The organism is Parasphingorhabdus sp., from assembly GCF_036964675.1.
Taxonomy (GTDB): domain Bacteria; phylum Pseudomonadota; class Alphaproteobacteria; order Sphingomonadales; family Sphingomonadaceae; genus Parasphingorhabdus.
Window position 1 is genome coordinate 1 of sequence record NZ_JBALTF010000002.1, and the last position, 14482, is coordinate 14482.

The 14482-nt window shown below is 56.3% G+C and carries 7 protein-coding genes; 5 read left to right on the forward strand and 2 right to left on the reverse strand.

The annotated features are described in order from the left end of the window. A partial coding sequence (locus tag V7665_RS00675; protein WP_335662612.1) for a fatty acid desaturase occupies nucleotides 1-549 on the forward strand: 549 nt, incomplete at its 5' end. Nucleotides 550-554: 5 nt separating this feature from the next. On the opposite strand, the gene V7665_RS00680 is transcribed toward V7665_RS00675, so the two are convergent. Further along, the gene (locus V7665_RS00680; RefSeq protein WP_335662613.1) at nucleotides 555-2012 is read right to left on the reverse strand and encodes an 8'-apo-carotenoid 13,14-cleaving dioxygenase; all 1458 of its coding nucleotides are present in this window, start codon (nucleotides 2010-2012) and stop codon (nucleotides 555-557) included. Between the two features lie 11 nt (nucleotides 2013-2023). Further along, the gene (locus tag V7665_RS00685; protein WP_335662614.1) at nucleotides 2024-2392 is read right to left on the reverse strand and encodes a hypothetical protein; all 369 of its coding nucleotides are present in this window, start codon (nucleotides 2390-2392) and stop codon (nucleotides 2024-2026) included. Nucleotides 2393-2491: 99 nt separating this feature from the next. Between V7665_RS00685 and V7665_RS00690 the strand changes: the two genes are divergently transcribed. From V7665_RS00690 to rpoC, 4 genes are all read left to right on the forward strand, one after another. Continuing rightward, entirely contained in the window at nucleotides 2492-3082 is a 591-nt protein-coding gene (locus V7665_RS00690) for a TetR/AcrR family transcriptional regulator (RefSeq protein ID WP_335662615.1), read from the forward strand. 108 nt (nucleotides 3083-3190) lie between these two features. Next, nucleotides 3191-5170, forward strand: a complete 1980-nt coding sequence (locus V7665_RS00695; protein ID WP_335662616.1) for a sulfatase-like hydrolase/transferase — start codon at nucleotides 3191-3193, stop codon at nucleotides 5168-5170. A 256-nt stretch (nucleotides 5171-5426) separates the two neighbouring features. Continuing rightward, on the forward strand, nucleotides 5427-9821 hold the full coding sequence (gene rpoB / locus V7665_RS00700) for a DNA-directed RNA polymerase subunit beta (RefSeq protein WP_335662617.1): 4395 nt from the start codon (nucleotides 5427-5429) through the stop codon (nucleotides 9819-9821). Between the two features lie 63 nt (nucleotides 9822-9884). Further along, the gene (gene rpoC, locus V7665_RS00705) at nucleotides 9885-14285 is read left to right on the forward strand and encodes a DNA-directed RNA polymerase subunit beta' (RefSeq protein WP_335662618.1); all 4401 of its coding nucleotides are present in this window, start codon (nucleotides 9885-9887) and stop codon (nucleotides 14283-14285) included. Nucleotides 14286-14482 lie beyond the last annotated feature (197 nt).

Here is a 14482-nt window from a genome sequence, read left to right on the forward strand (position 1 = left end):
CGCATTCAGAAACTTACCCATTTTGAGCACCACAAACATGTCAATCATCCGGAACATGATCCTGACATAACAACCCAGTCCAGGGGCCCGTGGCACGCCATCTGGCAAAGCTTTGTCCAGCGACAACGCGGCAAAGGCGGCGTGCTCAGGGGCTATGGCTATATATTGGAAAAAATCGGGCGTTCCGATGTCCTGGTCGACGGCGCGCTCTATCAGCTGACCTTCTTCGCCGCATTATTCGCGCTCGCGTGGAACGGCTATGCGATAGAGGCCGCCCTGCTCTGGTGGGCTCCGCGCCATATCGGTATCGCCTATATCCAGTTCTTCTTCAGCTGGGCCCCGCATCATCCAGCGGTGAAACGGGGGCGCTATGACAATGCCAAATTTTTTAAAAGCCGGGTCGGCAATATCGCCTCGATGGGCATGCAATATCATCTGATCCAACATCTCCACCCGTTCATCCCGTTAACCGACACGCCCAGGGCCTTTCGCGAATTGCGGCCGATATTGGAGGCGCGCGGATGCCGGTTTGAAGGGGATCTAAGCTAAGCGTGTTAGGCGCTTTTCACCCAATTGCCGTGAAATCCCGGCGGTATGCGGTGCGGCACATGAATCACCGCTTGCGGTTCGCCGAGAAAATCATCCGCATTCAATATCTGCAGCTCCGTGGTTTCATTGGCGGAATCGATCACCAGCCCGATCAGCCAGCCATCATCTTCGCTGGTATCTGCGCCTGAATCGTCCGATCGCGGCACGAACACAAATTCGCCGGGGTGACGGTTTTCGCCCAGTTCGCGTACCAATGTTTCGCCGCTTTCCAGATCATGTTTGAACAGCTCTGATCCGCCGCGATCAAACACGCCGCTTTCATTCTCGGCCAGCGCGACGCTGTAGACATAGCGATAGGGCTGCGAGGTCAGGCGTTCATTATAGCGCGGAAATTCCTGATTCTTGTCGTGGATGATCTTGCGGTCGACCGATTGCGTTTCCGGGTCGATCGTCCAGCGCTCGAACCGCGCCCACTTGCCACCGGGGCCATAAGGCGACTGCGCGTACATGCTTTCATGCACCACGACATCGACAATCACTTTGCCGTCGGCTGTCTCGAATGCGTTGGCGGGATGGAAGACATAACAGGGTTCGACGTCACACCAGATGATATCATCATTGCTTCCGGTCTTGGGCATCAGGCCAACCCGCGCACCATGGTCCGGGTTCCAGTCATAAGGGAATTGAAAGCCTTTCAGCAGCCGCTTCATCGACAGCGTGGCCGGCAGGTCGAGCACCAGCACGTAATTTTCGGTGATCGCGCAGTCATGGATCGACGGGCCATCCTTCACGGCAATCGGCTCCTCGCGAATGACCTGGCCTTTGGGATCGACCACGACGTGCCAGACCCTATCCTGGGTCGCCGCATCATAGCAGATGGCGTGGCTGTTGCCGGTTTTCGGATCGAGGTGCGGATGGGCGGAAAAGGCGTGGGTCAGCGTGCCGTCGAACGGATTATGCTTGATGGTGTCGAGATCGTCGTTCAGCTCGACCGGAAAACCACCGGCCTCGACAATCGCGAAGGTCCGACCGTCAATACCGACGATATTGGTATTGGCGGTGTCGGACCGCGGATTGCGCGTGCCCGGCTTGCGCGGCTCGCCCAGCGCATCGCTCACCGCATTGCTGCGGATCCAGCGGTTGCGATACCAGGCCGCTTCACCGCCCTTGATGCGGATACCGTGCGCCATGCCGTCGCCGACAAACCAGTGATGGCTGGGGCTGTGCGCTTTTTTCAGCGGATTGGGTCCGATCCGCAAATAGCGGCCGTCGAGCTGTTCCGGGATATTGCCGGTGACCTGCATCGCCGAGATGGTTTCCTCGCTCTGCATCGGCGCATGGAGGCCGCCCAGAAACGGATGGCCACCATTGGGTTCGGGCAACCGCTTGCGGTTGTAATTGGCCACGGCAGTAATGACCGGGGTCACGGCGGAACGGATTGTCTTTTCAATTACGGAGGCCATGGGAAATTCCTTCAGTTGAATATAATATCGGCAGCCGATGCGGCAGCCGCGAATAATAGCATGATCCCGCCCGGATGGGGACGGCGGAGGACCAGCAGATTGCCCAGTCCGGAGACGGTGAATATCAGTATCGCCAGATAGACGATCAGATCGCTGCCGCCCTGCCAGCGGTTGACCAGAACCGCGATGCCAAGCTCCGCCCAGACCAGCGAGTGCAGCTGAAACATCGTCCAGGTCAGATCCCGCATCGGCTTCGCCGCCAATATCCCACTGGTCTGTTCCCGAAATAGCGGCTGCAGCACCACCCGATAACCGATGACATAATGCGCCATAGCAACCACCACGCCCAGCAAGGCAGCGACATAAGCAAATAGCATCATCGGAAATACTCCTGTTGGCAAATCGACTCGCAATGTTTATGCTGTTAACATGCCAATCAATGCTAACAGTGTCAACATGTGTGTGCCAAAAGGCCAAACATGCTTCCAGTTCTTCCAGTGAACGCGCCTTATCATCACGGTGATCTGCGCGCTGCGGCGCTGCAAATGGGAATGGAGCGACTGGCCAATCAGGAGCAGCCCGATCTCGGTCTGCGCGCCCTCGCCCGCGACCTCGGGGTCTCGGCAACCGCGCTTTACCGCCATTTCCCCAACAAGGATGCCTTGCTCGATGCATTGGCGCTGGAAGGTCTCAACCGGCTGGGCCAGCATCAGGCACAAGCGGCGGTTCAGGCTGGCGGCGGCCACGACGGTTTTGCTGAAGTGGGAATTACCTATGTCACTTGGGCGGTCGAAAACCCGGCCTTGCTGCGGCTGATCTACAATCGCATCGGTCTGGTCGATCTGACTGCCGATGATCCGACGGCGATGGGTGAGGCCTTTCATCAGCTGCGCGCCGGCATTGCCGCGATGATGCCTGACGAAATGTCGAAGGACCAACGCGCCGCCGCCGCGCTGCACGCCTGGTCGCTGGTCCATGGGCTGGCGATGCTGATCCTGGACGGCCAGGTCGAATATGACCCGGCGATGGTCCGCAAAGTGGTGATGATGATGGATTTCAAGGATAACTGACCTGTCTCGCGATCAGCCGCGCTTATATCAACCATACTTAACCTGCCTTTTACCCGCTTCTGCTAGCGGTCCGCCTAGAATGATAGCCGGGAAGCAAAGCAAAAGCGGATGAGACATCTCTTCACCAATAGCGATAGGCAGCGGAAGCTATGGTTCGCAGTCATTCTCGCTTTATTGTGCGTTCTGGCGGCGCTGGAACTGGCGCTCGCTGACCGCAAATATGGCCTGTTTACCGGCGGCTTCGGCCAATCGCAGGCGGTTGACACGCTGACCGAGCGCGGCATTTTCCTGCTTGGCTATATGTCTTCGATGGCGATGCTGATCACCGGCACATGGTGGATCCTTGTCCGGCTTTTCCGCAGCAAAAAGTCCTGGCCGCCCCTGTTCTTTCTGGTGACGATTGTCGGCGGTGCCTATCTGTTGCTGCTCTTCCTGACCTTCCAGCTGGGTCAGTATTTCAGTGACACAATGAGCTTTGCCCTGATGGCAAATCTCGGCGGCGGCAGCCTGACCGACGCCATGCTGTTCGTTTCCAACGAAATTTTTCTCGGCATCGCCGGACTGGTTGTTGGTCTTCTGGCCTATCATCACATGTTCCGGTGGCTTTCCCGGAAATTCCCGGTGCACACCAACCATCTGATATGGCCTGCCCATGGCCGGCTGGTCATCGCATTGTTTTTCTCAACCCTGTTGCTTGGCGTGACGGTGCCTGCGGTTTCGAGCGATGTGCAAAATGGTCTGAACCGCACGCTCGCTTGGGGCCTGTTCACAGAGGCCGCCAACACAATTACCGATTTTGACAATGATGGCTATGGCTGGGTCTCCAACATGCCGGATCGCCACCCGTTTGACAGCTCCCGCTATCCGCTGGCGCTGGATATTCCGGGCAACGGCATCGACGAGGATGGCTATGGCGGTGATCTGCAGCTGGTAACGATGCCGCCGCAACCACCAATCACATTGATATCGGGCAACCGCCCTCACCTCATCCTGATCGTGATGGAAAGCGCCCGCTACGATGCAATTGGCAAGCGGATCAACGGCAGGCCGGTTGCGCCCAATCTCGAAGCCATTGCCAAGTCGGGCAGTGTTGCTTCCCCCGTCTTCAGCCATGTCGGCTTTACCACCGCGTCGCTCAAGTCGCTGTTTGGCGGCGCCCTGCAACCGGCAAACGGTTCTCCCTCGCTGTTCCGCGAGCTCAAATCCAGCGGCTATGAAATCGGCGTTTTCTCCGGCCAGCCAGAAGATTTCGGCGATATTTCACAAACCGTTGGCATGCGCGAAAATGCTGATATCTTCATCGATGGCGAGAAGCTGAAACATCTCCGCGCTTTCAGCAACGGCGCGCAAGGCTCCATCCTCATCGACGAGAGCCATCTTCTGGACGCCTTTGCCGAACAATATCAGCGGCCGTCAAAATGGGACCAGCCGCAATTTCTCTATTTCAATTTCCAGTCACCGCATTTTCCCTATTTCCACGAAGGCATGCCGCTCAATCTGACCGACAGGCCGTTGCCCCGCTCCGAGATCAACGCCGACAATCGGGATCAACTGCAGCAGACCTATTGGAACGCGGTAAACTATTCGGATCAGCAGCTGGGCGAGCTGGTTTCCCGGCTGAAACGGGATGGAGTCTGGGACAATAGCGTGGTTGTCATAACCGGCGATCATGGCGAAGACCTGTTTGAAGACGGTTTCCTCGGTCACGGCCACAATATCAATATCCGCCAGAACGGTACTTTCCTGGTCACCAACCGCCCGGGTGTGACCACCGACGGGCCAATAGGCCTGAGCGATTATCGCGCCCTGACATTGTCGCTACTCAAAGGCGAAACCCCCAAAATCACCGCAAAGCCGGTGCTGATGACGGTCGGCGATCTTGATCGTCCAACGCAAATCGGCATCGCAGAAGGCGCGTCCCGCATTACATCCTTGCGGCTCGATACCGGAGAAGCCTGCATGGTCGAGCAAAAGCAATGCGCCAATGCCGGCAGCCTGACCGGAGGTTTCAAGGACCGCGTCGACAAGCTGATCCGCATCTGGGGATCGGCACGATGGCAAAACCTTTCAAAAGCGCCGCGTGACTGACCACGGCCACATCATTGTTCAACGCGCACTATTGACCCAAATCCAACATCGCCCTATATCCGGCGCTCACCACAGATTTCGAGACAGGGCGTGCAGTCGCGCGGCGCGCCAGAAGAAATGAAATCTGCACGGTTTTCAGGACGCTAAAAAGCTGCAGTTTCCCACTTTGGGAGACATGCGGCTTTTGTTGTCTTGAAGCGCCTCCACAAATTGATTTTCCGCCGGTTTTCCGGCGATGGCGAGAAGGCAAAACTTTATGGCTACCCAAGCAGATTCGGTCAAAACGACGGCTCCGACACCGACCCGCAAGAAACGCATTCGCAAAATCTTCGGCGACATTCACGAAGTCATCGAGATGCCGAATCTCATCGAAGTTCAGCGCGAATCATATGAACAGTTTCTGCGTTCTGATCACTCGATCGGATATGTCTCTGGCCTCGAAAAGACGCTGCGCAGCGTTTTCCCGATCCGCGATTTTGCCGGTACTGCCGAAATGGACTTCGTCAACTATCAGCTCGAAGATCCCAAATATAATGTCGAGGAATGCCGTCAGCGGGGCATCACCTATGCCGCACCGATGAAGGTTACCCTGCGCCTGATCGTGTTCGAGGTTGATCCCGAAACAGAAGCGCGCTCGGTTCTCGATATTAAAGAGCAAGACGTTTATATGGGCGACATGCCTTTGATGACCAAGAACGGCACGTTCGTCATCAACGGCACCGAGCGCGTTATTGTCAGCCAGATGCACCGTTCGCCCGGTGTCTTGTTTGACCATGACCGCGGCAAAACCCATTCGTCCGGCAAGTTCCTGTTCGCCGCCCGCGTCATTCCTTACCGTGGTAGCTGGCTCGACTTTGAATTTGATGCCAAAGATATCGTCAACGTCCGCATCGATCGCAAGCGCAAGCTGCCAGTGACCGCATTGCTGCGTTCGCTTGGTGACGCCATTCTGGAAGTCAAAGAAAAGAAGCCCGATTTCAAAGTCGGCGAGATGGTTCGCGTTGGCGGCATGAAACAGCCAGCCGAAATTCTCGAAGTCGAAGGCAATTTGATCACGATCCGCGAGCCGATGGGCGCGATCGAGTTCAATGGCGGCAAGATCGAAGACGAAGGCCGCACCAAGAGCGCCGAAATCGTCAAGATCGTCAAGCAGGGCTATTCGGAAGAAGATATCCTCAACCTGTTCTATGCGCGCATCGTCTACAAGCGCGCGAAAGATGGCTGGACCATTCCTTTCGTAGCAGAGCAATGGCGCGGCATTAAGCCAACCTTTGATATTGTCGACGCACAGAGCGGCGAAGTCGTTTTTGAAGCGACCACCAAGATCACGCCGCGCGCCGCGAAAAAGGCCGAATCCGATGGCATGAAAAACATTGTCATCCCGACCGAGGAAATTTTCGGTCGCTACAGCGCCTTTGACCTGATCAACGAAAAAACCGGCGAGATTTATATCGAAGCCGGTGACGAAGTGACGGCGGAAAATCTGGAAAAGATCGACAATGCCGGCATCGACGCGCTCGAATTGCTCGACATTGACCATGTTACAACCGGGCCGTGGATCCGCAACACGCTGAAGGTCGACAAGGCCGAAGACCGTGACGGTGCGCTGTCCGATATTTACCGCGTCATGCGCCCCGGCGAGCCGCCAACGCGCGAAACCGCTGAAGCCTTGTTCGAAGGCCTGTTCTTCGATCCGGAACGCTACGACCTTTCCGCCGTTGGCCGCGTAAAACTCAACATGCGTCTCGAACTGGATGCACCGGCTGATTATACAATCCTGCGCAAGGAAGATATTCTTGCGGTTGTCAAAACCCTCGTCGACCTGAAGGACGGCAAGGGCGAAGTCGATGACATCGATAACCTCGGCAACCGCCGTGTCCGTTCCGTCGGCGAATTGCTGGAAAACCAGTATCGCGTCGGCCTGCTCCGCATGGAGCGTGCCGTCAAGGAACGCATGAGCAGCGTAGACGTGTCCACCGTGATGCCAAACGATCTGATCAATGCGAAGCCTGCAGTCGCGACCGTTCGCGAATTCTTCGGCTCCTCGCAGCTGTCCCAGTTCATGGATCAGACCAATCCGCTTTCGGAAGTCACCCATAAACGCCGGGTATCAGCATTGGGCCCCGGTGGTCTGACCCGCGAGCGCGCCGGCTTTGAAGTCCGCGACGTTCACCCGACCCATTATGGCCGGATCTGTCCGATTGAAACGCCTGAAGGCCCAAATATTGGTCTGATCAACTCGCTCGCCTCGTTCAGCCGCGTCAACCAATATGGTTTCATCGAAACCCCCTATCGGAAAGTCGTGGATCACAAGGTGACAGACGATGTTCTCTATCTCTCCGCGATGGAAGAGCAGAAGCACACCGTCGCGCAGGCGAACGCCGAACTGACCGAAGACGGCAGCTTTGTGGAGGAAATCGTTTCCTCGCGTCAGGCTGGCGAATTCCTGATGGCACCACGCGACATCATCACCCTGATGGACGTGAGCCCGAAACAGCTGGTTTCGGTTGCCGCCTCGCTCATTCCGTTCCTGGAAAATGATGACGCCAACCGCGCACTCATGGGATCGAACATGCAACGTCAGGCTGTGCCTCTGGTGAAAGCCGAAGCACCGTTTGTCGGTACCGGCATGGAAGAAACCGTGGCCCGCGACTCTGGTGCTGCGATCGCCGCACGACGCTCGGGTATTGTCGATCAGGTCGACGCCACCCGTATCGTCATCCGCGCATCGGGTGCTGTTGAAGCCGGAAAATCGGGCGTGGACATTTACACGCTGCAAAAATTCCAGCGTTCCAACCAGAATACCTGCATCAACCAGCGTCCGCTGGTGAAGGTTGGCGAAATGATCCAGCAGGGCGACACGATTGCCGATGGTCCGTCCACCGACATGGGTGAATTGGCGCTCGGCAAGAACAGCCTCGTCGCCTTCATGCCCTGGAATGGCTACAATTATGAGGATTCGATCCTCATCTCCGAGCGGATCGTGAAAGACGACGTCTTCACATCGATCCATATCGAAGAATTTGAAGTCATGGCCCGCGACACCAAGCTTGGACCTGAAGACATCACCCGCGATATTCCCAATGTCGGTGAGGAAGCCCTGCGCAACCTCGACGAAGCGGGCATTGTCTATATTGGTGCGGAAATCGAGCCGGGCGATATCCTCGTCGGCAAGATCACGCCCAAGGGCGAATCTCCGATGACGCCGGAAGAAAAACTTCTCCGCGCCATCTTCGGCGAAAAAGCTTCCGATGTTCGCGACACGTCTCTGCGTCTGCCGCCTGGCGTTGCCGGTACGGTCGTCGAGGTTCGCGTGTTCAACCGTCACGGTATCGACAAGGACGAACGTGCCCTGGCGATCGAACGCGAAGAAATTGGCCGCTTTACCAAGGATCGTGACGACGAACGCGCCATCCTCAATCGCGCCACTTTCAACACGCTGAAAGACATGCTGATCGGCCAAACCGCGACCTCCGCGCCAAAGCCAATGAAAAAAGGCGCAGCGATCACCGAAGAAAGCCTGTCCGAACTGGAGCAGGTTGACTGGTGGAAGATCGCGGTCAAGGACGATCAGGTTCAGTCCGATTTTGAAGCCACCCGTCAACAATATGACGAAGCGATCAAGCTGATCAACGAACGGTTCGAAGACCGTCGTGAAAAGCTCGAACGCGGCGACGAACTCGCACCGGGCGTGCTGAAGATGGTCAAGGTCTTTGTCGCGGTGAAGCGCAAGCTGCAACCTGGCGACAAAATGGCTGGCCGTCACGGCAACAAGGGAGTTATCTCCCGCATTCTGCCGCAGGAAGACATGCCGTTCCTCGAAGATGGTACGCCGGTTGACATCGTGCTCAACCCATTGGGTGTGCCTTCGCGAATGAACGTCGGACAGATTTTCGAAACCCACCTTGGCTGGGCCGCACGTGGTCTGGGTCAACAGGTTACCGAAGCGCTCGAAGAATGGAAATTGGCCAACCCTGATCCACAGGCAGCACCTCCACCAGACGCAGTCAAGGAGCGGCTCAAGGTCATTTACGGCGAGCAATATCACGCGGATATCGATAGCCGTGATACTGCTGAGATTGTCGAAATGGTCGGCCATCTTCGCAACGGTATTCCAATGGGTACGCCAGTGTTTGACGGTGCGCATGAAAGCGATATTTCCGACATGCTCGAACTGGCAGGTCTGGATCGCAGCGGTCAGGTCAATCTTTATGATGGCCGGACCGGCGACAAGTTCGACCGCAAGGTGACCGTGGGCTATATTTACATGCTCAAACTGCACCATCTGGTTGACGACAAGATCCACGCCCGTTCGATTGGCCCATATAGCCTTGTCACGCAGCAGCCTCTTGGCGGTAAAGCGCAATTTGGCGGACAGCGTTTCGGCGAAATGGAAGTCTGGGCGCTGCAAGCTTACGGCGCGGCTTACACGCTGCAGGAAATGCTGACGGTCAAGTCTGATGACGTGATCGGCCGGACCAAGGTTTACGAAGCGATCGTCAAGGGCGACGATACGTTCGAAGCCGGCGTGCCGGAAAGCTTCAATGTTCTGGTCAAGGAAATGCGGTCGCTCGGCCTCAACATCCAACTCTCCAGCTTTGGTGATGACGATGATGAAACCGACGATGGGATTGCGATAGCGGCGGAGTGAAGCACTAGCTTCACGCCACGCAGCATTTCAAATTTGGGGCGAAAGTCCGAGAGGAATTAAGACATGAATCAAGTAACAAATTTTGCAAATCCTATCGCAAAGCCGGAAACATTTGACCAGATCCAGATCGGCCTTGCTTCGCCAGAGCGCATTCGCAGCTGGTCCTTTGGTGAAATCAAGAAACCGGAAACCATCAACTATCGGACCTTCAAGCCGGAACGTGATGGCCTGTTCTGCGCGCGCATCTTTGGCCCGGTAAAGGATTACGAGTGCCTGTGCGGTAAATATAAGCGCATGAAATATAAAGGCATCGTCTGCGAAAAATGCGGTGTCGAAGTCACGGTGACCAAGGTTCGCCGGGAACGCATGGGTCATATCGACCTTGCTGCTCCGGTCGCGCATATCTGGTTCCTGAAATCCTTGCCATCGCGCATCGGCCTGCTGCTCGACATGCAGCTCAAGCAGCTCGAGCGCGTGCTGTATTTTGAAAGCTATGTGGTTATCGAACCCGGTTTGACCGCGCTGGAAAAATTCCAGCTGCTGACCGAAGACGAAATGCTCGAAGCCCAGGATGAATATGGCGAAGACGCTTTCTCCGCCGGTATTGGCGCAGAAGCGGTCAAGATCATGCTGCAGGACCTCGATCTGAAGCAGGAACGCGACGATCTGATGGAAGATCTGCGCACGACCAAGTCGACGCTGAAGCCCAAGAAGATCATCAAGCGCCTGAAAGTGGTCGAAAGCTTCATCGATTCCGGCAACAAGCCAGAATGGATGATCCTGGAAATCATTCCCGTGATCCCGCCAGAGCTGCGCCCGCTGGTGCCGCTCGATGGTGGCCGTTTCGCGACCTCCGATCTCAACGATCTCTATCGCCGCGTGATCAACCGGAACAACCGTCTGAAACGCCTGATGGAATTGCGCGCGCCAGACATCATCGTCCGCAACGAGAAGCGTATGCTTCAGGAATCGGTTGATGCGCTGTTTGACAATGGCCGTCGTGGCCGGACCATCACCGGTGCGAACAAACGCCCGCTGAAGTCCCTGTCCGACATGCTCAAGGGCAAGCAGGGCCGTTTCCGTCAGAACCTGCTCGGCAAGCGCGTCGATTATTCCGGTCGTTCGGTTATCGTGACCGGCCCAGAGCTGAAATTGCATCAATGTGGTCTGCCGAAGAAAATGGCCTTGGAATTGTTCAAGCCATTCATCTACGCCCGCCTCGATGCCAAGGGTCTTTCGATGACGCTCAAGCAGGCCAAGAAATGGGTCGAAAAAGAGCGCAAGGAAGTTTGGGACATTCTGGAAGAAGTGATCCGCGAACATCCGGTGATGCTGAACCGCGCACCAACGCTTCACCGTCTGGGCATCCAGGCATTTGAACCGGTATTGATCGAGGGCAAGGCGATCCAGCTTCACCCGCTGGTCTGTTCCGCCTTCAACGCCGACTTTGACGGTGACCAAATGGCCGTCCACGTCCCACTGAGCCTCGAGGCGCAGCTGGAAGCACGCGTGCTGATGATGTCGACCAACAACATCCTGTCACCAGCCAATGGTAAACCGATTATCGTTCCTTCGCAGGATATGGTTCTCGGCATCTATTATCTGACAATGGACCGCAAGGGCGAGCCGGGCGAAGGCATGTTGCTGGCCGATATGGCCGAAGTGCATCAAGCACTGGAAATTGGCGCTGTGACCTTGCACTCCAAGATCACCACCCGGGTTCCGCAAACCGATGAGGACGGCAAGCCGATTCTCAAGCGTTTCGACACCACGCCGGGCCGTCTGCTGATCGCCGAATGTCTGCCGAAGTCGCATCTGGTTCCGTTCGACATCGTCAACCGCTTGCTGACCAAGAAAGAAGTCGGCGACGTGATCGATCAGGTTTATCGTCACACCGGTCAGAAAGACACGGTCCTGTTCGCCGATGCGATCATGGGCCTTGGCTTCCGCCACGCGTGCCGTGCCGGTATTTCCTTCGGCAAGGATGACATGATCATTCCTGACTCCAAGGATGCTACCGTCGCGTCAACGCGCGAACAGGTTGCTGACTATGAACAGCAATATCAGGATGGTCTGATCACCCAGCAGGAAAAATATAACAAGGTGATCGACGCCTGGTCCCGCTGTGGTGACACGGTTGCGAACGCGATGATGGACGAACTGGCCGCAACGCCAATGGACGAACATGGCCGCGAACGCGAGATTAACGCGATTTACATGATGAGCCACTCCGGCGCCCGTGGTTCGCCAGCCCAGATGAAACAGCTGGGCGGCATGCGCGGCCTGATGGCGAAACCTTCCGGCGAGATTATTGAAACACCAATCATCTCGAACTTTAAGGAAGGCCTGACGGTTCTCGAATATTTCAACTCCACTCACGGGGCGCGTAAGGGCCTTGCCGATACGGCGCTGAAAACCGCAAACTCGGGCTATCTGACGCGTCGTCTGGTTGACGTCTCGCAGGATTGTACGATTGTCGAAGAAGATTGCGGCACCGAAAATGCGCTGGAGATGAAAGCCATCGTCCAGGGCGGTTCGGTTATCGCATCGCTTGGCGAACGTATCCTCGGCCGGACCATGGCCGAAGATATTGTCGACAGCAAAGACGACAGCGTTGTGATCAAGTCGGGCACGTTGCTCGACGAAGCGGCGATTGTCGTGATCGAGGAGCTCGGCATTCAATCCGCGCGCATTCGTTCACCTTTGGTCTGCGAATCCAAAATGGGCGTTTGCGGTACCTGCTACGGTCGTGACCTTGCTCGCGGTACACCGGTGAATATCGGTGAAGCGGTGGGCGTTATCGCGGCTCAGTCAATCGGTGAGCCAGGCACGCAGCTGACGATGCGGACCTTCCACATCGGCGGCGCGGCGCAGCTCAACGAGCAGTCCAATCTGGAATCGGTTGCTGAAGGTAAGGTCGAATATCGCGACATGCCGGTCATCGAAGACAAGAACGGACGCTTCCTGTCGCTGGCGCGTAGCGGTGTCATCGCCGTGATCGACAATGACGGTCGTGAACGGTCTGCCGATAAGGTACCTTATGGTACCAGCGTGCTAATCAAGGATGGCGCAGTGGTTCACCTCGGCGATCGTCTGGCCGAATGGGATCCATTCACCATGCCGATGATCACTGAAAAACCGGGTATCATCAAATATCAGGACGTCATCGAAGGCAAGACGATGACCGAACAGACCGATGAAGCCACCGGTATCGCACAGCGTGTGATCACCGAATATCGGGCTTCTGGTCGCGGCGCTAACAAGGAAGACCTTCGTCCGCGCATGACTTTGCTCGATGAAAACAGCGGTGAAGCCGGTCGGTATCTGCTGGCCAATGGCGCTACGCTTTCGGTCGAGGACGGGCAGAAGGTTGTCGCCGGTGACGTGCTGGCACGTGTTTCTCGCGAAGCTGCGAAAACCCGTGACATTACCGGTGGTCTGCCACGTGTTGCGGAATTGTTCGAAGCGCGTATTCCCAAGGACAATTCGATCATCGCGAAAATCGATGGCCGGATTGAATTTGTTCGCGATTACAAGGCTAAGCGCAAGATCGCGATTGTTCCCGAAGAAGGCGAACCAGTCGAATATCTGGTGCCGAAGACGAAAGTCATCGACGTTCAGGAAGGCGATTTCGTCAAGAAGGGCGACAATCTGGTTTCTGGTTCTCCCGATCCGCATGATATTCTGGAAGTATTGGGTGTCGAAGCTCTGGCCGAATATCTCGTTTCGGAAATTCAGGAAGTCTATCGTCTGCAGGGCGTGAAAATCAACGATAAGCATATCGAGACGATCGTTCGTCAGATGCTGCAGAAAGTTGAAATCACCAATGGCGGAGACACCACGCTTCTTCCAGGCGAGCAGCTCGATCTCGAAGAGATGCTGGAATATAATGCCAAGCTGACCAAGAAGCAGGAACCTGCTGCCGGTAAGCCAGTGCTCCTTGGTATTACCAAGGCGAGCTTGCAAACCCGCAGCTTCATCTCTGCTGCTTCTTTCCAGGAAACCACCCGGGTGCTTACCCAGGCGGCGGTCGAGGGCAAGAAGGATCAGCTGATCGGTCTCAAGGAAAATGTGATCGTTGGCCGTTTGATCCCGGCTGGTACCGGAGCGGGCATGAACCGTGCGCGTATCGCCGCAACCAGCCGCGATGCGGCACTGCGGGCGCAACAGCAGAAAATGCTCGATGCTATCCGGGCTGCTGCGGACCTGAAAGCGGAAGAAGTGGCGAAAGCCGCCGCTCCTGCCGCTGCCCCAGCAGAGCCAACTGCGGACGACGTGTTCCGTGATGCGCCGGTCGAGGAAGTGTTGATTGCTGCGGATAGCTCCGAAGAACAGCATGCGGCCGAATTGGCGCAAACGAGTGACGCTGCAACGGGTGATTCCCACATGGCCAAGACCATGGGTGAAGGCATCAAGGAAAGCGAAACCGAAGCTGCACAGGCCGATACAGACGAGGAAGAGTAAACTTCCCTGCCCTCTCGAAGCGAATTAAAAAAAGCCCCGCTGGAAACGATCCAGCGGGGCTTTTTTGGGCCTGATACGGAGGCAGGCTAACCAAAGGGGATGGTCACTCCATCGAATATGGTTGTGTGATTCATCCGCCATCAGCGCGGCAAGGTTAAGAAAAACGCCCCACCAGAGATTATCTGGCGGGGCGTTTT